The organism is Caldicellulosiruptor acetigenus (genome assembly GCF_026914305.1).
Classification (GTDB): Bacteria; Bacillota; Thermoanaerobacteria; order Caldicellulosiruptorales; family Caldicellulosiruptoraceae; genus Caldicellulosiruptor; species Caldicellulosiruptor acetigenus.
Window position 1 is genome coordinate 555,521 of record NZ_CP113866.1, and the last position, 19,284, is coordinate 574,804.

The 19,284-nt window shown below is 37.3% G+C and carries 19 protein-coding genes, 1 tRNA gene and 1 riboswitch; of the genes, 10 read left to right on the plus strand and 10 right to left on the minus strand.

What is annotated here, in order from left to right; translation table 11 throughout:
* Positions 1-3 precede the first annotated feature (3 nt).
* A riboswitch (cyclic di-AMP (ydaO/yuaA leader) is annotated at positions 4-158 on the minus strand.
* Positions 159-219: 61 nt separating this feature from the next.
* A complete protein-coding gene (locus tag OTK01_RS02565) occupies positions 220-1,341 on the minus strand; it encodes a DUF362 domain-containing protein (RefSeq protein ID WP_029228355.1) in 1,122 nt (373 codons plus the stop codon).
* Positions 1,342-1,576: 235 nt separating this feature from the next.
* Here OTK01_RS02565 and OTK01_RS02570 point away from each other — a divergent pair, with 235 nt between their 5' ends.
* From OTK01_RS02570 to OTK01_RS02580, 3 genes are read left to right on the plus strand one after another with little or no spacing between them, the layout of a single operon-like run.
* Positions 1,577-2,140, plus strand: coding sequence for an anthranilate synthase component II (locus tag OTK01_RS02570; RefSeq protein ID WP_029228356.1), 564 nt, complete (start codon positions 1,577-1,579; stop codon positions 2,138-2,140).
* A gap of 9 nt (positions 2,141-2,149) precedes the next feature.
* A complete protein-coding gene (pabB, locus tag OTK01_RS02575) occupies positions 2,150-3,469 on the plus strand; it encodes an aminodeoxychorismate synthase component I (protein ID WP_029228357.1) in 1,320 nt (439 codons plus the stop codon).
* 16 nt (positions 3,470-3,485) lie between these two features.
* Positions 3,486-4,238, plus strand: a complete 753-nt coding sequence (locus OTK01_RS02580) for an aminotransferase class IV (protein WP_029228358.1) — start codon at positions 3,486-3,488, stop codon at positions 4,236-4,238.
* Positions 4,239-4,296: 58 nt separating this feature from the next.
* On the opposite strand, the gene OTK01_RS02585 is transcribed toward OTK01_RS02580, so the two are convergent.
* The 7 genes from OTK01_RS02585 to OTK01_RS02615 form a co-directional block, all read right to left on the minus strand.
* Entirely contained in the window at positions 4,297-5,583 is a 1,287-nt protein-coding gene (locus OTK01_RS02585) for a 4Fe-4S binding protein (protein WP_029228359.1), read from the minus strand.
* The gene (locus OTK01_RS02590; RefSeq protein WP_029228360.1) at positions 5,580-6,572 is read right to left on the minus strand and encodes an FAD:protein FMN transferase; all 993 of its coding nucleotides are present in this window, start codon (positions 6,570-6,572) and stop codon (positions 5,580-5,582) included. Before OTK01_RS02590 ends, OTK01_RS02585 begins: the two co-directional genes overlap by 4 nt.
* Positions 6,573-6,691: 119 nt before the next feature.
* The gene (locus OTK01_RS02595; RefSeq protein ID WP_029228361.1) at positions 6,692-7,294 is read right to left on the minus strand and encodes a TetR/AcrR family transcriptional regulator; all 603 of its coding nucleotides are present in this window, start codon (positions 7,292-7,294) and stop codon (positions 6,692-6,694) included.
* 43 nt (positions 7,295-7,337) lie between these two features.
* The gene (locus OTK01_RS02600) at positions 7,338-8,141 is read right to left on the minus strand and encodes an alpha/beta hydrolase (RefSeq protein ID WP_029228362.1); all 804 of its coding nucleotides are present in this window, start codon (positions 8,139-8,141) and stop codon (positions 7,338-7,340) included.
* 28 nt (positions 8,142-8,169) lie between these two features.
* Positions 8,170-8,469, minus strand: a complete 300-nt coding sequence (locus OTK01_RS02605) for a DUF1634 domain-containing protein (protein WP_029228363.1) — start codon at positions 8,467-8,469, stop codon at positions 8,170-8,172.
* Positions 8,470-9,300 (minus strand): sulfite exporter TauE/SafE family protein, encoded by an 831-nt coding sequence (locus OTK01_RS02610; RefSeq protein ID WP_029228364.1) that lies wholly within the window; start codon positions 9,298-9,300, stop codon positions 8,470-8,472. It abuts the gene before it with no gap.
* A gap of 153 nt (positions 9,301-9,453) precedes the next feature.
* Positions 9,454-9,546: transfer RNA gene (locus OTK01_RS02615), tRNA-Ser, on the minus strand.
* Between the two features lie 203 nt (positions 9,547-9,749).
* On the opposite strand from OTK01_RS02615, the gene OTK01_RS02620 reads away from it, so the two are divergent.
* From OTK01_RS02620 to OTK01_RS02650, 7 genes are all read left to right on the plus strand, one after another.
* Positions 9,750-10,148, plus strand: a complete 399-nt coding sequence (locus OTK01_RS02620) for a thioesterase family protein (protein ID WP_013431769.1) — start codon at positions 9,750-9,752, stop codon at positions 10,146-10,148.
* A 9-nt stretch (positions 10,149-10,157) separates the two neighbouring features.
* Positions 10,158-11,819 (plus strand): formate--tetrahydrofolate ligase, encoded by a 1,662-nt coding sequence (locus OTK01_RS02625; RefSeq protein WP_029228365.1) that lies wholly within the window; start codon positions 10,158-10,160, stop codon positions 11,817-11,819.
* Positions 11,820-11,877: 58 nt separating this feature from the next.
* Positions 11,878-13,128 carry an aminotransferase class I/II-fold pyridoxal phosphate-dependent enzyme gene (locus OTK01_RS02630; protein WP_013431771.1) on the plus strand — a complete coding sequence of 417 codons (1,251 nt, stop codon included), beginning with the start codon at positions 11,878-11,880 and terminating at the stop codon, positions 13,126-13,128.
* 107 nt (positions 13,129-13,235) lie between these two features.
* Positions 13,236-14,453 (plus strand): zinc-dependent alcohol dehydrogenase, encoded by a 1,218-nt coding sequence (locus OTK01_RS02635; RefSeq protein WP_029228366.1) that lies wholly within the window; start codon positions 13,236-13,238, stop codon positions 14,451-14,453.
* Positions 14,454-14,623: 170 nt separating this feature from the next.
* Entirely contained in the window at positions 14,624-15,526 is a 903-nt protein-coding gene (locus tag OTK01_RS02640; RefSeq protein ID WP_029672042.1) for a hypothetical protein, read from the plus strand.
* A 120-nt stretch (positions 15,527-15,646) separates the two neighbouring features.
* Positions 15,647-16,660, plus strand: coding sequence for a LacI family DNA-binding transcriptional regulator (locus OTK01_RS02645; protein WP_029228367.1), 1,014 nt, complete (start codon positions 15,647-15,649; stop codon positions 16,658-16,660).
* Between the two features lie 18 nt (positions 16,661-16,678).
* Positions 16,679-17,437: an alpha/beta hydrolase gene (locus tag OTK01_RS02650; protein WP_013431775.1), complete on the plus strand. Its 759-nt coding sequence runs from the start codon at positions 16,679-16,681 to the stop codon at positions 17,435-17,437.
* A 424-nt stretch (positions 17,438-17,861) separates the two neighbouring features.
* On the opposite strand, the gene rpmB is transcribed toward OTK01_RS02650, so the two are convergent.
* On the minus strand, positions 17,862-18,050 hold the full coding sequence (rpmB, locus tag OTK01_RS02655; RefSeq protein ID WP_013291240.1) for a 50S ribosomal protein L28: 189 nt from the start codon (positions 18,048-18,050) through the stop codon (positions 17,862-17,864).
* A gap of 83 nt (positions 18,051-18,133) precedes the next feature.
* Positions 18,134-19,201, minus strand: coding sequence for a bis-aminopropyl spermidine synthase family protein (locus OTK01_RS02660; RefSeq protein WP_029228369.1), 1,068 nt, complete (start codon positions 19,199-19,201; stop codon positions 18,134-18,136).
* Positions 19,202-19,284 lie beyond the last annotated feature (83 nt).

Here is a 19,284-nt window from a genome sequence, read left to right on the forward strand (position 1 = left end):
ACAATAACCTCCCTTTCAAAGCTTCGGGGGTTAGCTGACGGGTTCGGGCAGAAAGGGACATTTGCCCTACAAGGCAAAAATGCCTTGATTCACCCCAAAAAAGTGGGTCCCCCCTATCCTGTGCTTTTTTTTACACAGGAATTCAGCTTTTTTTAATTTTATTTTTTTATTATGATTTTTATCATACCAGAAAAGCGGCAGTTTGGCAAGGAAGAATGTCTATACCTTCACAAGCTCATACTCCAAACTTCCAAGTCCAATCTCTTGAGCATGCTTTAGTGCAACTCTCCAGTCCGTGTCAGGATGAATGCTCTTGAACCTATCAATCTTACCATCAACCTCTATGTGTTTTGCCTTTTCAAATACAGAGCCAGCTGGTGTGAACGTAGAGTTATTTACAAGGTCAACACATGCCTTGTCAAGCGCAACAGGGTCAAATGACGCTGCAATACCAATGTCTGGTGCAACAGGGATATCGTTGTGTGACCAGCAGTCACAGTCAGGTGAAATATTCATGACAAAATTTATGTGAAAATGAGGCTTATCCTTTAAAACTGCATACGCATACTCAGCAATCTTCTCGCTTGCGATTGACGCTGCCTCATCCCAGTTGACTGTTGCTGCACCGAACTGGCACACAGCAACGCACTGACCACATCCAACACACTTTTCATAGTCAATAACTGCTTTTTTCTTCTCATTCAAAGTTATAGCAAGCTGCGCACAGCTTTTGACGCACATTCCACACCCGACACATTTTGAAACCTTTATAACAGGCTTTGAGGATGAGTGCATAAAAAGCTTTCCGCCGCGAGAACCAGAACCCATTCCAATGTTTTTGATAGCACCACCAAACCCTGTCATCTCATGACCTTTAAAGTGGTTCATTGAGATTATAATATCAGCATCTGCAATGGCAGATCCAATCTTTGCTTTTTGTGTATGCTTGAGGTTCACTTCAATCTCTCTGTACTCTGTTCCTTTCAGACCATCTGCGATGATTACATGACAGCCAAGCACAAGAGGGTTAAATCCATTTTCATACGCAGCTTCTAAGTGGTCTAAAGCGTTGCTTCTTCTTCCTGTGTAAAGTGTGTTTGCATCTGTGACAAACGGTTTCCCGCCAAGGCTTTTGACGAGTTTTACAATCCTTGCAACGTAGTTTGGTCTTATATACGCAAGGTTTCCAGGTTCTCCAAAGTGTACCTTGATAGCAACAAACTTGTTTTTAAAATCGATTGTTTCAATCCCTGCCTTTTTCACAAGGTTTTCAAGCTTATCAAGCATATTATACCCTGGTTTGGTTTTAAAGTCTGTGAAATACACCTTTGATTTTGCCATTTTCCCTTTTCAACTCCTTTCAAAATTTTCGGGTAAGTAAAATTATAATCCTTTTTTGAGATTTGTGAATAGCTCAATTTTAACAGAAGGTTGCAAAATGTTGATGTGTGGTTTTGCAAGTTATAGTATAATAGTGAAAAGTGGAAGAGTACAAGAATGCACTTTTTTGATATAAGGTATCAAAAAGGATACTATCAAAGATAGTCTCCGGCAAGCTAAAGAGGGTGTTTTTGCAATGAAGGTCTTGATTGTTGACAATTTTGATTCGTTTACGTATAATCTCTACAACTATTTTTTAAGACTCAAGGTGTCTACCACTGTGATAAACAGAGATAAGATTACCATAGAAAAAATCCTGCAGCTAAACCCTACTCACATTGTCCTTTCTCCTGGACCAGGACGGCCTTCCAACGATAAGATTTTGTTTGAAATCATAGATAAGTTTAAAGAGACAAAAAGTATTCTTGGTGTATGTCTTGGACATCAGGCAATTGGCATGTTCTTTGGAGCAAAACTAAAAAAAGCAAAAAGACCTATGCACGGGATTGTGGATACAATATTTCATGACCAAAAAGGAGTATTTGAAAACCTCAAAAACCCTCTGCGCGTTGTGCGATACCACTCTCTTGTAATAGATGATATTGACACTCTACAACTTACCGTCACAGCAACGTCGCAAGAGGGAGAGGTTATGGGTATAAGACACAAAAGATTTAAAATAGAAGGTGTGCAGTTTCATCCCGAGTCAATTGCGACGCAGCAGGGGCTTTTGATGCTTAAAAACTTTTTAAAAGGGTGAGAATTAAAAGTGCAGATTTTAGTTTACAACATAGTACCTGACCCATTTTTGATTTTTTGTCATTTGAAAAGCGACTTTTCAGTTTTGCTTGAGAGCAGTATGCTGAGTAGAAGATATGGGAGATATTCTTTTTTGTTTTTAAAGCCCAAGGAAGTTTATATCTTGAGTGAAGACGATGATGTTTTTGAATATTTAAACCAACTTTCAAACAAAGTAGCAAGAAAACATAACCCTTCTGACTTTGTCTTCAATGGGGGTTTTGCAGGATACTTTTCTTATAACTTTGGTGTTGACCTTTTTGAAGTTGAAAGGAGAAAAGATACCTCTTTTGTACCCAAAGCATTCTTTGGGTATTTTGAAGATTTTGTGGTCATTGACCACTTTGAAAAAAAGACATATGCTTCTTTTACATCCAAAGCCTTGGCAAGGGAATTTGAAGGGATACTGAAAAGTGAAAACCTTGTCCTGCCAAGCTTTAAAGAGTCTTGGGTTGAAAGAGCCTGGTGCAACTTTGAAAAGTCGGAATACATGCAGGCAGTGAAAAGAATAAAGGATTATATTTTTGAGGGTGATGTTTACCAAGTAAATCTTTCACAGCGGTTTTTTGTAAAAGGTGTATTTGACCCTGACTTTTTGTATTTTGACCTCAGAAAAAGAAACTATGGTAGTTACCATGCGTATATAAAACTTCCGAAAGCATCCATAATATCAACATCGCCTGAACTTTTTTTGAGAAAAAGAGGGGATACTATTGTAACCAAACCAATAAAAGGTACATCTAAGCGCGGGAAAACCCCGGAAGAAGACAGAGCTTTGAAAGATGGATTATATAACGATATAAAGTGCAGGTCAGAGCTTTTGATGATTGTTGACCTTGAGAGAAACGACTTTGCAAAGATATGTTTGCCAGAGTCCATTGAGGTTGAAAAACTCTTTGATATTGAAGAATATTCAACAGTTTTTCATCTTGTCTCCACCATAAAGGGAAAGCTCTTAAGGGGAATGGATTTAAAAAGGATAATTGAAGCAACCTTTCCAGGCGGGTCAATAACAGGTGCACCAAAGCTGAATGCTATAAAGATTATAGAGGAGCTTGAAAAGTGTCCGCGAGGGATATACTGCGGCTCTATTGGTTATATCTCAAATAATTTCAACATGGATTTTAACATTGCAATAAGAACGCTTGTTGTAGAAGATAACACAGCATACTTTAGTGTTGGCGGCGGAATTGTATGGGACTCTCAAGAAGAGGATGAATGGTGGGAAACAATCCACAAAGGGAGGCCGTTTTTAGAAATTTTGGGAATAAATGATTTTGCAGGTGCTTGAAAAGGAGGTTCAAAATTTGGAAGAGTTTTTCCGGTCATATGGCTTTGGGTTATTTCCTTTCGAAACAATCTATTTTGACAAAAAGGGTGCGCATTTTTTGTATGAACACTTTGTAAGATTTAAAAGAGCTTTCTGGATACTTGGGCTTAGGTTTGATTTGGAGTTTGAAAAGTTCAAGGAGACTTTAGAGAGGTATATAGCTTGTTGTGGGAAAGATTATGGTGGGGTGAGGATTTTATATGTTGATGGCAATTTGATTTTAGAGCAAAAGGAAATAAGGTATAGCAAAGAACTTTTCCAAAAAGGTTTTGAGCTAAAAATCGCACGGACAAGAAAAGATAAAGCTAATATACTAAACTATATAAAAACTACCAATATAGGTGTCAATTTGATAGAAGAAAAAAGTGCCAAGAGAAAAGGATTTGACAGCTGTCTTTTTCTCAATCAAGATGATTTTATATGCGAGGCAGCGTTTGCCAACATCTTTTTCAGAAAAGATAAGGTTATTTACACACCTCACGTTTTGTGCGGACTGCTTCCAGGTGTTGTAAGAAAACAGGTGATAAGGGTATCAGAGAAATTAGGATACATGGTAAAGAAGGCTTATTTGAAAATAGAAGATATTAAGAATATGGATGAGTGCTTTATTACAAGCAGCATAGCAGGTATTTTTCCTGTTTTGCGGATTGAAAACATTGAGTTTAAACAGAGAAGTTTTGCAGAATATTTAGTGAGTATAGAAACCTTTAATCGTCCGTGGGTATGCTGAAAATAAAAAACAAAATGGGCTGCTAAACCCTCTTAATTTTGAGCAGCCCGTGTGCTTTTTAATTTTGTGCCGATTCAGTATTTTCAATCTTTGCCTTACTGAGTGCATCTTCAACTGCCATGATAATACCATAAGACGTTCTTGTCGCACCAGAGATAATATCAACATTTGTTGACTGAGACTCTATTATTTCCTTAGGAATAATCTCAAATGGCAGCTGTGCAAAGCTTGGTGTTTCGTGATGAGAGATTATTTGAATATCTGTAATTTTATCGTTTTTGATTGTAACCTGAACAACAAGCCCTGGTCTGTATCCAAAACCTTCGCCTGTATATGTTCCATCTTTGTAAATTTTAGAGGCAGATTTTTGTGTATTGAATTCCTGAGAATTTTGTGTAGCAAGACTTGTATTTTCTGATTCAGTTTGATTTTCTTGAAAATCCAAGTTATTTTCAGATTGAGTACTCTGCGAAAAAGTTGTTGAAGGTTTTAAAGATGTAATTTTTTGATTCAATGGTTCAATAGAAGAAGCAGTAGCAAAAAAGCTTGCAACTGAAAACACGCCTGCAATGGCTGCGGCGGAAGTATACCGTGGGTCTATTTTGGTCTTTGCGATGTTCAGCTGAATATTAAATCTTGGACAGCTTTCAACGCATTTTACACACGCTATGCACTCACCTTTGTAATTTTCAACATTATTCATATCTATTCCCATTGGGCACGTGCTATTACATATACTGCACTTTCCACAGTTTTTGTCTGCCTTTTTGACAAATAAAAGCTTTGCTCTGGAGATTATATTGAAGATTGCACCAAGTGGGCAGAAGTATCTGCAATGGGCTCTGTTTACAAAAAGGCTCAATATTAATACAAACACGAAAAATACAAAGCTTGGCAAGTATGTCTTTATATCAAAATTCAAAGAAAGCAGGTTGTCAAAGGAATCCCAGGGGTCAGCATAAAAAGTTTTTCCAAACGTCCATACCATTACAATAAGGTATATAAGCACAAGGTATTTTATCATTTTAAGAAGGTCATCTAATTTTTTAGGCATTTCAAATGTCTTTTTAAAGATTTTCTTACCCAAAAAATATATCCATTCCAAAATGCTTCCAAATGCACATACCCAGCCGCAAAAAAACCTTCCCAAAAAGATTGTGATAATCAGGGTTACAATAAGCATTATAAAGTTCTGGTTAAATTGAAAGTTTTCCTTGCCCAAGAAGGCTAAATACAGGCTTTTTATTTGAGAAAGAAGCATTGCAAAAGAAAGAGGAAAGAAAATAAATGAAATAAGCTGGATAAAAAACCTTAGTATTTGTGTTGGCATTACCTTTTTTGTCACAGAACAATCACCTCATTTGTCTTGATAACTCTAAATGAGCTGTCACACAGGGTAAACCTTTGTGCAAGCGATGGTGTTATATATATTTCACGGAAAGGGGTGACAACCACAGCTTCAGTGGTCTTGCTGTCCTGTATGAAATTTATGGCCTTTTTAAATCCCATAGCAAAAAGAGCAGTTGATATCGCATCTGCAAATGTCGAGTTTGTGTCAACAACGGTTATACTTGCAATGTCATCTTTTGCAGGAAAGCCTGTTTTTGGATTGATTATGTGTGAAAGTTTTTTACTGTCAATGGTAAAATACCTCTCATAACTTGCAGAAGTTACAACTGAAATACTGCCAAGCTCTAAAAAACCCAGCACATCTTCTCTTGTTTTAAAAGGATGACGAATTCCCACCTTCCAAAGGCTCTCATCATGTTTTTTCCCAACTGTCAATATATGCCCGCCAAGGTCGACAATTGCTGAATTTATACCTTCCTGTTCAAAAATCTCACGTATTTTGTCTGCAAGAAAGCCTTTGGCAATAGCTCCAAAGTCAAGTTTGACTTTGTTTTTAAGCTTTACTCTATAGTTTGATAAAAGTTGTATGTTTTCTGAGCCTGTATAAAGAAGAGCAAGTTCTACTTCTTCTTTTGCTGGCATCTGATTTTTTTGTTTTGCCTCTTTCCAAAGGTCCATAAGTCTTTTTACTGTTATATCAAAATAGCCTTCTGAAAGTACGCTGTACTCAACCGACTTTTTGATAAGCTGATAAACCTCTGGGCAGACTTTTATGGGGATATAATTTCCATATCTGTTCAATTTTGATATCAAACTCTTCGGCTTAAAAATGGACAATTTATTTTCCATATCTAAAATAAGACTGTAGGCTCTGTCAAATGCACTTTCAAAGTTTGGCTGATAAAAAATAAAATGAATGTCTGTGCCAAGTGCAAACATTGATTTTATAATCTTTGTCTCATTTGAAATCAAGGCTGTGTCCATTGCTGTCAATCAAGCTCCTTCTGTGCAGTTTTTGTAATATCTATTATAAGGCAAAAAAAGAGATGGTGTGTGAACAAATTGTGAAAAGATTGTGAAATGAAATTAAAAAATTGTGAAATTCAATTTTCAAGAATTTTTCGAATTGTGGCCAGAAGAAGTGGTTTTACCTTTTCGATTGGAGCAGGCTCGCTGTTGACAATGCTCGAGTAAGTGAGTGAGCTTACAAGTTCAAGTATCATAAAGATTACCATTTCAAGTTCTTCTTGAGAATAGTTTGTATTGAGGTTTTTCAAAAACATCTCTTTTGCTTTTTTGATCTCAACAAGCTGGTCGTTTTCGGTAATCTTTTTATAAAACACCCATGAAAAATCCTTTTTTAAGAATCTAAATAGCACTCTGTTTTTACTAAGATAATCTATAATGTACTCAAGAAAAAACAAGAATTTGTCAACAGGCGAAGGAAATTCTTTGCTTGAGACTTCCTGCAATGCTTTTTTGACAATCTCGCTACTTTTTTTGAGAATTAACTTTTCCAGGATATCCTCTTTGTCCTTGAAATAAAGATAAAAAGTTCCCTTTGCAACGCCAGCTTTTTTAACAATTTCATCTATTGCAGTGGCTGTTATTCCCTTTTCAATAAAAAGGCTGTACGCAGCATCTAAAAGCCTGTTTTCCTTGATTAACTTTTTTTGAGCTCTTCTTCCTTCTTTTCTAAGAAGCATTTACAATCCCTTTCTTTTAAATTCTAAATTACATCTTCTCTTATCAAACATTATATCCTATAAACCCTATGCTTTCAAACCATTTTTCGCAGAGTTTTGTCCACTCTTTAACATATAAAGTGTCGCTGGCAAGACCAAGTCCGTGTCTTCCGTGAGGGAAAATGTGAAGCTCGAACGGTACCCCGTGTTTTTTTAGAGCCATTGCAAACAAAAGAGAGTTTTCGACAGGTACGCTACTATCATCGCTTGTATGCCACAAGAATGTTGGTGGTGTTTTGCTTGAAACCATGTTGTGTGATGAAAGTGTCCACACCAAAACTGGGTCGGGGTTTTCACCAAGCAGAGCTTTTTTGCTGCCTTCGTGGGCAAACTCAGCAAGGCTTATAACGGGATAGCACAGGACCATACAGTCAGGTCTGCAGGAAACTCTTTCAACAGGGTCATCATTTTTCTTGTCGCCACTGTCAAAGTGTGTGCCAACCAAAGATGCCAAGTGCCCACCTGCAGAAAATCCTAAAACACCAATTCTGTTTGGGTCAATATTCCACTTCTTAGAAAAGTATCTTACAAGTCGAATTGCTCTTTTTGCATCCAAAAGAGGAGCAGGGTGTTTGTAAGGCTGTACTCTGTAGTTTAGTACAAATGCTGAAATTCCGATTGAGTTTAGCCAAAGACAAACGGGTTCTGACTCGTGCTGTGCTCTGTGTGTGTACCCACCACCAGGAAAGACAATTATGCAAGGTAGCTGCTTGCTACTTTCAGGTATGTAAGGCACAAGATGAGGCACAAACGGGTTTGCAGGGTCAAAAAGAGGAATATCATTTTGATTTTCCCATAGTGGTATCATCTTTTTACCATCCTTTCTTCAGAAGACTTCACATTTTAGCTGATACAAGCAGGTTGCTTACCACTATAATCACAATTATAGCCAACGTAATGGCAAAGTATATCAAATCTTTTTCTATAAGGAAGATAAAAAGAGAGACAACAAGCCTTGCAAAAGGAGTCAGAAAAAGAATATAAAGCCCTATTTTTATAATCAGGCTCCCCGCAGCAAGCTTTAGCACAATGTGCATAAAAAGCCCTGCACAGATAACAGTTATACTAAGCAGCACTCCAGCTCTCAAAACAATACTTATTATATCTTCCATTGCTGCTATTTTTTTATTTTCCATCTAAAACAGCCCCTTTCTAATCATTTCAATAGAGGTATAAATTAAAATCAGGGCAAATGCTATGCGAAGGTACTTTGATTTTATGTAAGGCATAAGCCGCGCACCTATTGCAGAACCTACAAGCACGCCAACTGCAACAGCCCCACATGCATCATACACAATATCGCCTCTTGCAAGATATATGCTAATACTGGCCAGAGCAGTCACACCCATCATGAAATTGCTTGTTGCAGTTGAAACCTTGAAAGGCAGTTTCATTATGGTGTCAAGAGCTAAAACCTTAAAAATACCGCTGCCAATGCCCAAAAGCCCTGAAAGTATCCCTGCGAGTGTCATCATCAGAAAGCCACCTGTAATATTTTGTGCACTGTATTCTATTTCTTTGTTTTGAATCTTATCAAAATAGCTTCCATAAAGTTTTAATTTCTTTGCCCATTTGGATATTTGAAGGCTTGATGGTTGTGGCTTTTCATCAGACTTTCTATTTTTTATCATCAAAAATGAATTGTATAAAAGCAGAATTCCAAATATGAGCGACAACACTTTTGCTGGCAAAAAACCACTCAGAATTGCTCCGAGTACACCACCAATAACTGTTGCAAGCTGCAAGAACATTCCTATTCTAAGATGAGTAAGCCTGTCTTTGACATAGGCAGATGCAGCACCAGACGATGTTGCAATGACTGACACAAGCCCGGCTGCAGCAGCCTGGTGCATATTAAACTTGAACACAATTGACAAAAATGGGATGACAATAAGCCCACCACCAATTCCCAGAAGAGAACCTACAAATCCTGCAATAATTGACACAAAAAATACTTCTGCAATCACTGTATACATCTCCTTTGCAAGTTGGTAAACTGTTTTGGGGAGAAAATGTTGAATTGAATATTATTATACCACAAATCTTAAACAGTCTGCCTATTTTCAAAGCATATATTGCAGAAGTGGAAAATTGAGCGCGTAGAAAAATTAAATAAAAAATGGCGGAGAGAGTGGGATTCGAACCCACGGCACCCTTTTTGGGGGTGCGCACGATTTCGAGTCGTGTGCCTTCGACCACTCGGCCATCTCTCCGCCTTTTTTCATTTTGCAAAATCAATTATAATTCATCTTATCAGCATTTTCAAGTCAAACTTTTTCATATTATAATTGACAATTCCACAAAATAGAAGTAATATATTTATTAAAGCATATATTGTGAACAAAATTGTGCACCACGATAGCATTTTTTAAATGGTGTCCCGAAAGTACAGGAGCATTCAAAGGAGGCGCATAAATTGAAAAAGCCAGAACTTCAAGTTGGACTTAAATTTGAGATTGAGGAAGTAGTAAGTGATAACATGCTTGCTTCTCATTTTCAAAGCGGACTTTTGGATGTCTTTGCAACTCCTTCAATGATAGCGCTGATGGAAAAGGCAGCACTTCTTTGTGTTGAAAACTATTTAGAAGAAGGTTATACCACGGTTGGAAGCAAAGTGGATATTTTGCATTTAGCGCCTACTCCAAAGGGAATGAAAGTGAAAGCAGTTGCTCAGCTGATTGCCATTGAAGACAGAAAACTCACATTTAAAGTAGAGGCGTATGACAGCTTTGAAAAGATTGGGGAAGGAGTTCACGAAAGGTTTATTGTAAATCGCGAAAGATTTTTAAACAAAGCATATCAAAAGGTTAGGTGAAATCTACCTATGAAAAGCATATCAAAAGTGCAGGAGACCACCCTTGAGCCTATATCTAAGATTGCAGAAAAAATAGGCCTTGATGAGGATGACATTGAGCTTTATGGAAAGTACAAGGCAAAAATCAGTTTGGATGTCCTCAAGAAAAAAGCAGAAGTAGAAGACGGCAAGGTTATTTTAGTGACATCTATCAATCCAACACCTTTTGGAGAGGGGAAAACAACAACTGCAATTGGCCTTTCGATGGCAATAAACAGGCTGGGATTTAAATCTATTGTTACTTTGAGAGAACCTTCCTTAGGCCCGTTTTTGGGTTTGAAAGGTGGGGCAACAGGGGGCGGTGCGTGTCAGATTTTGCCCTCAATTGATATAAACCTTCACTTTACAGGAGATATTCATGCTGTGACAACTGCCAACAATCTTCTTTGTGCTGCCATTGACAATCATATTTATCATGGAAATAGCCTTGGAATAAATCCAAAGTCTATAACCATAAAAAGAGCAATGGATATGAATGATAGAAGTCTTCGGCACATCATAGTTGGACTTTCAAATGACCAAAAAGGTGCTATAAGAGAAGATGGTTTTGTTATCTCTGTTGCTTCTGAAGTTATGGCAGTTTTGTGCCTTTCGATGAGTTATGATGAGCTTAGAGAGAAACTTGGAAATATCTTGATAGGCTTTACCTATGACAAAAAACCGGTGTATGCTAAGGATTTGAACGTCCATGGGAGCATGGCTCTTTTGTTAAAAGATGCGCTAAAACCAAACCTTGTGCAGACCTCTGAAAATACCACGGCAATTGTCCATGGTGGACCGTTTGCAAACATTGCGCACGGTACAAACAGCATTGTTGCAACAAGAATTGCTCAAAAACTTTCTGATTATGTTGTTGTTGAAGCAGGTTTTGGTTCTGATTTGGGAGCAGAAAAATTTGTTAATATTGTTGCAAGAAAATCTGGAATATACCCGCACGCTGCTGTTCTGGTTGTGACAGCAAAAGCTTTAAAACATCATGCGAGAATTGAAGAAAATGGTGGTCTGCAGAGTGATGTAAATTCTATTCAACGAGGGCTTGAGAATTTAGAAAAGCACATTGAAAATCTCAAAGTCATGGGACTTGAGACAGTGGTGGCTTTAAATAGGTTTCCGGATGATACAGATGAAGAGATTGTGCTTATCAGGTCTTTTTGTGAACAAAAAGGTGTGGAATTTTCAGTATCAACTGCATATACTCACGGGTCAGAAGGTGTGCTTGAGCTTGCTGAAAAGGTTATAGAGCTGAGCAATAAAAGAAAAAAAATAAACTTTGTTTACCAAGATAGCGATTCTATTGAAGAGAAAATTAAAAAAGTTGCAACCATCATCTATGGTGCAAAAGATGTACAGTTTTCTAAAGCGGCTGTGTCAAAACTTGAGCTTATAAAAAATCTCAATATTGAACATTTTCCAGTTTGTATGTCAAAAACTCAGTATTCGCTTTCTGATGACCCGAAAGCGCTTGGAAGACCAAAGGATTTTGTTCTAAATGTCACAGATATAGAAATAAAAAATGGAGCTGGATTTGTGGTTGTCATGTGCGGTGATATAATAGCAATGCCGGGGCTTGGAAAAGACTTTGTAGCTCTTCATCTTGACATCGACAGTAGCGGAAATCCAATTTTTAAGTAATTCTTTTTTTAGGTCATACATGTGCACAAAAATGTGTTCAGAAGGAGGTTGAAAAAAGATGATTGATACCACAAAATTTTCACTTGCAGATTTTATGAAGAGTGAAGATAAAAACATTATGGAGCTTGCAAAGGAATTCTGGGAGTACAAGGAAGATTATGTCAGAAGAAGACATTATCAATACAGAAGAGTTTCAATCACAGGGTCAGGTCCAACCATGAAGATTATCGACCACTACACAGGACAGGTTAAAGAGATGATAAACCTTGCATCAAACGATTATCTCAACCTTACAAAACATCCAAGGACAATTAAAGCAGGAATTGAAGCTGTCAAAAAGTATGGTACAGGTGCAGGGTCTGTGCCGCTTCTTGGTGGAACACTTGACATTCATGTGGAGCTTGAAAAGAAGCTTGCAAAGTTCAAAGGCTGTGAAGATGCTCTAATTTACACAAGCGGTTATGGCTCAAATTTGGGGACAATTTCAGCAATTCTGCACGAAAAGGACGTTGCTATACTTGACATGTATGTGCACGCAAGCATAATTGATGGGTGTAGAAACACAAATGTGGAGTTTTTCAGACACAACAATATGGATTCTTTGGAAAAGGTTTTGAAGAAGGTTAAGGACAAGTACAACACAAAACTTGTCATTGTTGATGGTGTATATTCCATGGACGGTGACATTGCGCCGCTTGACCAGATTGTTGAGATAGCACACGCCTATGGTGCGTTTGTCATGGTTGATGAGGCTCATGCAACAGGTGTGATTGGCAAAAATGGAAGAGGAACACCTGAACATTGCAACGTGGAAGGCAAGGTTGATATAGTTGCAGGGACTTTATCTAAAGCGCTTGGTGCTGTCGGTGGATTTATTGCAACAAACAAAGAGCTTGTAAACTACTTGCACTTTTACTCAAGAGCATACATGTTTTCAACAGCTCCAACGCCGCAGGCAACAGCTTCTTTGATTGAAGCATTAAATGTAATTGAAGAGGAACCAGAGCTTCGCCAAAGACTTTGGGACAACATCAGGTATTTTAGGGAAAACCTTTTAAAGCTTGGATTTAACCTTGGTAACCAGCAAACTGCTATTTTCCCAATAATTATAGGGGATGATTATAAGGTAAAAGAGATGTGCAGAGAGCTTCATGAAGCAGGGATATATGTAAATCCTGTGTTTTATCCTGCTGTGCCAAGAAGACTTTCGAGAATTAGAATGTCTGTCACAGCTGGGCATACAAAAGAGCATCTTGACAGAACATTAGATGTTCTTGAACACTTGGGCAAGAAATACGGTATAATTTAAATATATAGGCTATTCATCCAATAAAGAGGCTGCCGTAGAAGGGTGCAGCCTCTTAAAGTTTTTAAAAGAAACAAATTTTTGAGAGAAGAAAGGAGATGTTGTGTGAAATGAAAGCAGTTGTGTTTGATGCAAATGTTGCAAAGTACATAAGAACTCTTTTGCTTGGTAAAATTTCCAAGAAGTTTTTTTACAATAGATTTTCGTGTATTCTACTGAAAGACATTCCTGAACCACAGCTTCCTTCAGAAAACTATGTAAAAATAAAAACCACTTATGCAGGAATTTGCGGCTCTGACTTAAATCTCATATTTTTGCACGACTCACCCTCAACCTCACCTTTTGCTTCATTTCCTTTCGTCATAGGGCACGAGAATCTTGGAGTGATAGTTGAAAAAGGCAAAGCTGTTTCCGAGTTTGAAATAGGTGACAGAGTCATTGTTGACCCGGTGCTTGACTGTGATGCACGAGAACTTCCAAGATGCAGCTCTTGCCAGGAAGAGGAGTTTTCAACCTGTCTTAATATAACAGAAGGAAAACTTTCACCTGGCACAATTATGGGAGCGTGCAGCTCAACAGGCGGGTCGTGGGGTGAATATTTTGTTGCGCACAAATCGCAGGTTATAAAGGTACCTGCTACTGTAAAAGATGAGGAGGCAATTTTGGTTGACCCATTAGCCTCGGCTTTGCATCCTGTTATGAGAAATTTTCCAAAAGATAGCGAAAAAGTTTTGGTTTATGGAGCTGGGATAATTGGTCTTTTGGTTATTTGGAGCTTGAGAAAGCTTGGAAGCTCAGCAGATATCACAGCCATTGCAAAATATGACTTTCAGGCAGATTTGGCAATAGAGTTTGGTGCAAACAGAGTGGTAAAGCCAAAGGAAGGGTATTTAGATGAGCTTGCGAAAGTAGCTTGCGCCAAAGTATTTCAGCCAATGATTGGTGATAAGGTCTTGCTTGGCGGGTTTGACAAGGTATTTGACTGTGTAGGGTCGAAAAAGACCATTAGGGATGGCATGTGGCTTACAAAACAGCGAGGAAGCTATATTCTTGTTGGGCTTGCATCAACTGTGAAGGATTTAGATTTGACTCCAATTTGGTTTAAAGAACTGAATGTCAAAGGTGCTTACTGTTATAGCACAGAAAACATAAATGAATATAGAATGTCCACGTATCAGCTTGCCCTAAGCCTTATTCAGCAGCACGGAATTCCTTATGAGAAGCTTATTACCCATTATTTTAGACTTGAGGATTATCAGAAAGCCATTGAGGTTGCGTCATCTAAGGGTAGTGAAAAGAGTATAAAGGTTGTGTTTAAATTTTTGTGAAATTTTACAATCAAAAAGGAGTTGATAATACCGTCTAAATAATATTAAAATTGAATTAACCTGCAGAACATTTTGCAAACAAAAGCTAAACTTTTTGTGCATATACCTCAAAAATATGGGTATATATTTAAAAGAATACAAGAAAGGGATTGGCAGTTGGTGAGAAATTTATGAGAGAAAAGTTTGGCAAGGTATATGGAATAGTTACATTTACTGAGCTTTTACTATTTTTTGGACTTGTTTTGTATATTCAGTTTCAAACTCATACATACAGCATAATATCATGGATTTTGATTTGTACAAGTTTGAGCTTGATTGTGGCTGCAGGATATGTTTTTGGGATTTTGCCTATTATAAATGAATTTGGTGCACGAGTTAAGAAAATAGAAGATGTTTTGAAGGCATTGAACAGTGACTTTGAGTTTTCTACTGAAGATAATATGAAATTTGAAAGTGCTGTGCAGACAATACAGAACAAACTTCATTTGCTAAAAGAAGAAAGCAGGTCTGAGAACCAATTTATTTCTGATTACAAGGAGCTGATAATTAGAAATATCCAGCTTATATATGGGATAGCAGCTGAAAAAGGGCAAAAGGAAATTGAAGGGCTTGCAAGATCACTTTTAGACACCTTAGAAGCAAGCGTGTATTCAAACCGCATATTTGTTCCGCTATGGTATGAGGTGACATTATTTCAAACAATTCTTTCTGGTTGTGTTTATTCACTTAAGAACAATTTTGAAATAGTTGTAAATTTCCACGACGATAGTTTGAAAGAAAGATTTATACTTCATGGGACGCTGAGTTTTATAGCAAAGCTTTTTACCAGTTGTTCAGAAAGGCAGCTTCCAATTAAAAGTGTAATACAGCTTTCGATATTTGAACTATCAGGGATGCTGAATATAAGAATATATTACAATGACGTTATAAAAAACTATGAGAAGATTGAAGAAGTGATGAATATTCTCAAAAACAAGTTTGCGCTGTATTATCCAGAAGGTACATATCTTTTAACATATTCAACTGGTGACAATCATTTTGTTATTGAGATGACTTTGCCACAGATAAAATAAAGTGAGAGTTAAAATTAATCAAGCTTTTCAGTATAATTTGCAATTTTTCTGAATATTTGGTACTATTGAAATTAAGCTTTAAGAAGAGAAATGCAAAAAAAGAGTTGGGATGAGAGTAAGATGGTAACAATTAAAGACATAGCAAGGGAAGCAGGTGTTTCACCTTCCACAGTGTCAAGAGTGTTGTCTGGTAAAGCAAAGATTTCTCCCGAGACAACCAAAAGAGTGATGGAAGCCATAGAAAAACTTGGATATATTCCGAATGCAAGTGCGAAAAGTCTTGTTATGAAAAAGGCTTATTCGGTGGGCATTTTCATGCCAAGAAGGCTTGAGCAGACGCTGACCAGCACATTTTTTGACCAGGTTGTGTCTGGTATCTGCAGCTATATAAACAACACTGAATATGAAATAGTACTTTCGATTGTTCCTCCAGAAAAGGAAAAAGAGAGTTTGGAGAGGCTAATTAAAAGTAGAAAGGTTGATGGATTTATACTTCTGACATCGCGTATAAACGACTATGCAATAAAATACTTGCGAAATCTAAAATTTCCTTTTGTGCTGATAGGGTCGCCTGACAAGGACAAAGACTATGTAAACTGGGTTGACAACGACAACAAAAAAGCTGCATTTGACGCAACAGAGTATCTAATTCGACTCGGACATACTCAAATAGGTTTTCTGGGCGGAATGGAAAATCTTGTTCTGACTCAAGATAGGCTTTCGGGTTACAAAAGTGCACTTAGTAAATACAAAATTCCAGTTGAGAACCAGTATATCATGTTTACTGAGTTTGATGAGCAAAGCTCGTATGAAAAGGCAAAGCAGATGTTAAAGCTTCCCAATAGGCCGACGGCTATTGTTTGTATTGACGAGGTTGTTGCATATGCGGCAATAAGAGCGTGCAGGGAGCTTGACTTGAAAGTTGGGTATGACGTGTCTGTGATAGGGTTTAATGAGTCAATTTTTTCGAAGCTATCCTCGCCAAGGCTGACAACCATCAACACCAACGTATTTTATTTAGGATACTATGCAGCTGAGATGCTCATAAAAGAACTTGAAGAGCCTTATAAGACATACAAAAGACTGATTGTTGAACACTCAATTGTTGAGGGGGAGACCTGCAGAGCTATATAAAAACAGGGGGGATTTTGAATGCAAAAGCATGTAGAGATTAAAAACAAAATAGGTCAGGTGCTAAGAGGATACTTGCATATCCCTAATGAATACGAGGGGAAAATCCCTGCTGTTGCTATATTTCACGGGTTTACAGGGAACAAAATGGAACCGCATTTTATCTTTGTAAAGCTCTCGCGCCTTTTAGAGCAACATGGGATTGCAAGTGTGAGGTTTGACTTTGCGGGCTCTGGCGAGTCAGACGGAGAGTTTTACGACATGACAGTTACGCGTGAGATTGACGATGCACGCTGTATTTTAGAGTATCTATTTTCTCTTGATTTTGTTGACAAGCAGAAGGTTTCGATAGTAGGGCTTTCACTTGGCGGTGCAATATCCTCATATCTTGCTGGTGAGTATAAAGAAAAACTTTACAAGGTTGTTCTGTGGGCACCTGCAGGTAACATGAAAGAGATTGCAAAAAATGTGGTTGAGACAAATCCAACCATCAAAGAGAAGGGATACATAGACTTGGGAGGACTTTTACTTTCTCAGGATTTTTATTACGATTTGCAAAAGTATGATTTCTTTGAAGAAATAAAAAGATATCCTGGCAAGGTTTTGATTTTGCATGGCACAAATGACCAAGCTGTGCCCATCGAGGTTGGCAGAAAGTATAAACAGATTTTAGGAGACAGGGCTGATCTTGTTGAGATTGAAGGTGCTGACCATACATTTAACAAGTATGAATGGGAAAGATTGGTCCTTGATAAAACAGTTGAGTTTTTAAAGGATTGATAAAAAATACAAAAGGGTGGACACAAAAAAAGTTTCCACCCTTTTTTGTCACTCATCTTGTTTTAAATGAATATAATAGAATAAAACCAGATGTTGAAAGAATATATTTATGGTATGAGCAAGCATTTTTTGCACAAAAACAAAAAATGGTTGGGTCTTACACTACTCCTAATTGGTATAGGGATTTTAATATCGCTACTGATGCCTCCATGGCTTTTGGCGTTTATAATCGCAGTCTTGTTAATAGGTGCAGGAATATATCTATTTTTTAAAGATGGGAGATGGAAGTAAAATGAGAATCATGGTGTTTAAAATGCCAAGGTTTTTGAGCAAGTTAATAAAAAAGTTGTTTAAAATAAGTGATGATAAATAAAGAAAAAAGTTCAAGATAAACTTTGATTGCTTATCTTGAACTTTTCTATTTTTAAGCACGGACAACCTTGCCCGCCTTTATACAGCTTGTGCACACATATATTCTCTTTCTCTGACCATTCTGCAGAAGAACTTTTATTTTCTTTACATTTGGCTTCCATGTTCTTCTTGATTTCTTGTTTGAGTGGCTGACTTTGTTTCCAAAAGCAACTTTTTTACCACAAACTTCGCACATTGCCATCTCTGATTTCCCTCCCTTTTCTCAACAGAAGCTTAAAAAAGCCACACAATATTTTAACATAAAAAAGAGAAAAAGAGCAAGGATTAATTTTCTTTATAAAGGATTGCCTCTTTGTCTATATAAAGCTCACAGTTGATATACTCATTTTTAATATCTACATCTTTTACAAGCTCAATCCTGTACATGCTCGATGTGTACCAGTTGAGCTTTGGCTGAACATTTACAAAAGCAAGGTTACTTTCGAGCGAAGGCAAGAGATAGTTCCAGTTCACATAATGATTGAAATTCTCAATGATATCTGTAATAACCGCATTGAACTTGTTCAAAAGAAGTTTTTGAAATTCATGCCATTTTGAAAGTGAAGCTTCGATGTTTGTAAGACCAAAGTAGCCTGCACAGCCTGCACCTTTTAAGCTGGAGATTGTCCTTGTAAAGCAAAGGTCTAAAGCCTCAATTGTCTCTGGTGGGTCTATTGTAAATGTGTCAAAGCTTTTTACAAAATCATCAGGAAGTTTGTTTCTAAAGTCATATTCAATAGCTTTGAGGTTTAAATTGTGTTCTTTTGCAGCTTGATTTATAAAGTCAACAAGGCGTTTGTCAATTTCTAAAACTATGACCTCTTTTGGAAGTTTTGTTAGTGCTGCTGCGATTGACACAAGGTCATCGTCACCAAAAACTATTAGCCTTTTTCCAACCAAGTCTCCTTTTTTAATCATAAGCGCAATTCGTGAATATGCTGTTTCTTCTGTGACAAATCCCTGGTCGTACTCAACTATTGCATCAGGTCTTGTCTTGACAATCTCTTTAAACTTCTCATAAGCATCCTTGATTTCAGAAAAGACTATTCCTCTTCCTTCACAGTGGGAACAAGTGTAATTTTTTACAACAGGAATATTGTTAGCGCTTATGAATTCTTTTCCTTTTTCTGTTAATATCAAATTACCAGATTCGTCCGTCTTGACAAAATCTATTGAAATAAGATAGTTGATTGTTTCTCTTACCACAGCAAATGGTTTTTGTGACAGGAAAATGACTTCCCAAAAATGGTTTGTAGAGTTCAGCGCTGACAGTATTTTTTCTATATCTCTTTGGTTTACCTCAACCTTTGTCTTGTTCTGTACAAAATCCACAGCACCCTTTAATACATCCACTTCTGCCACCTCCTCATAATATTTATTGTTACCCGATTTTATCAGCAAAATAGTTTGTTGACAACAATATATAATGATATCAT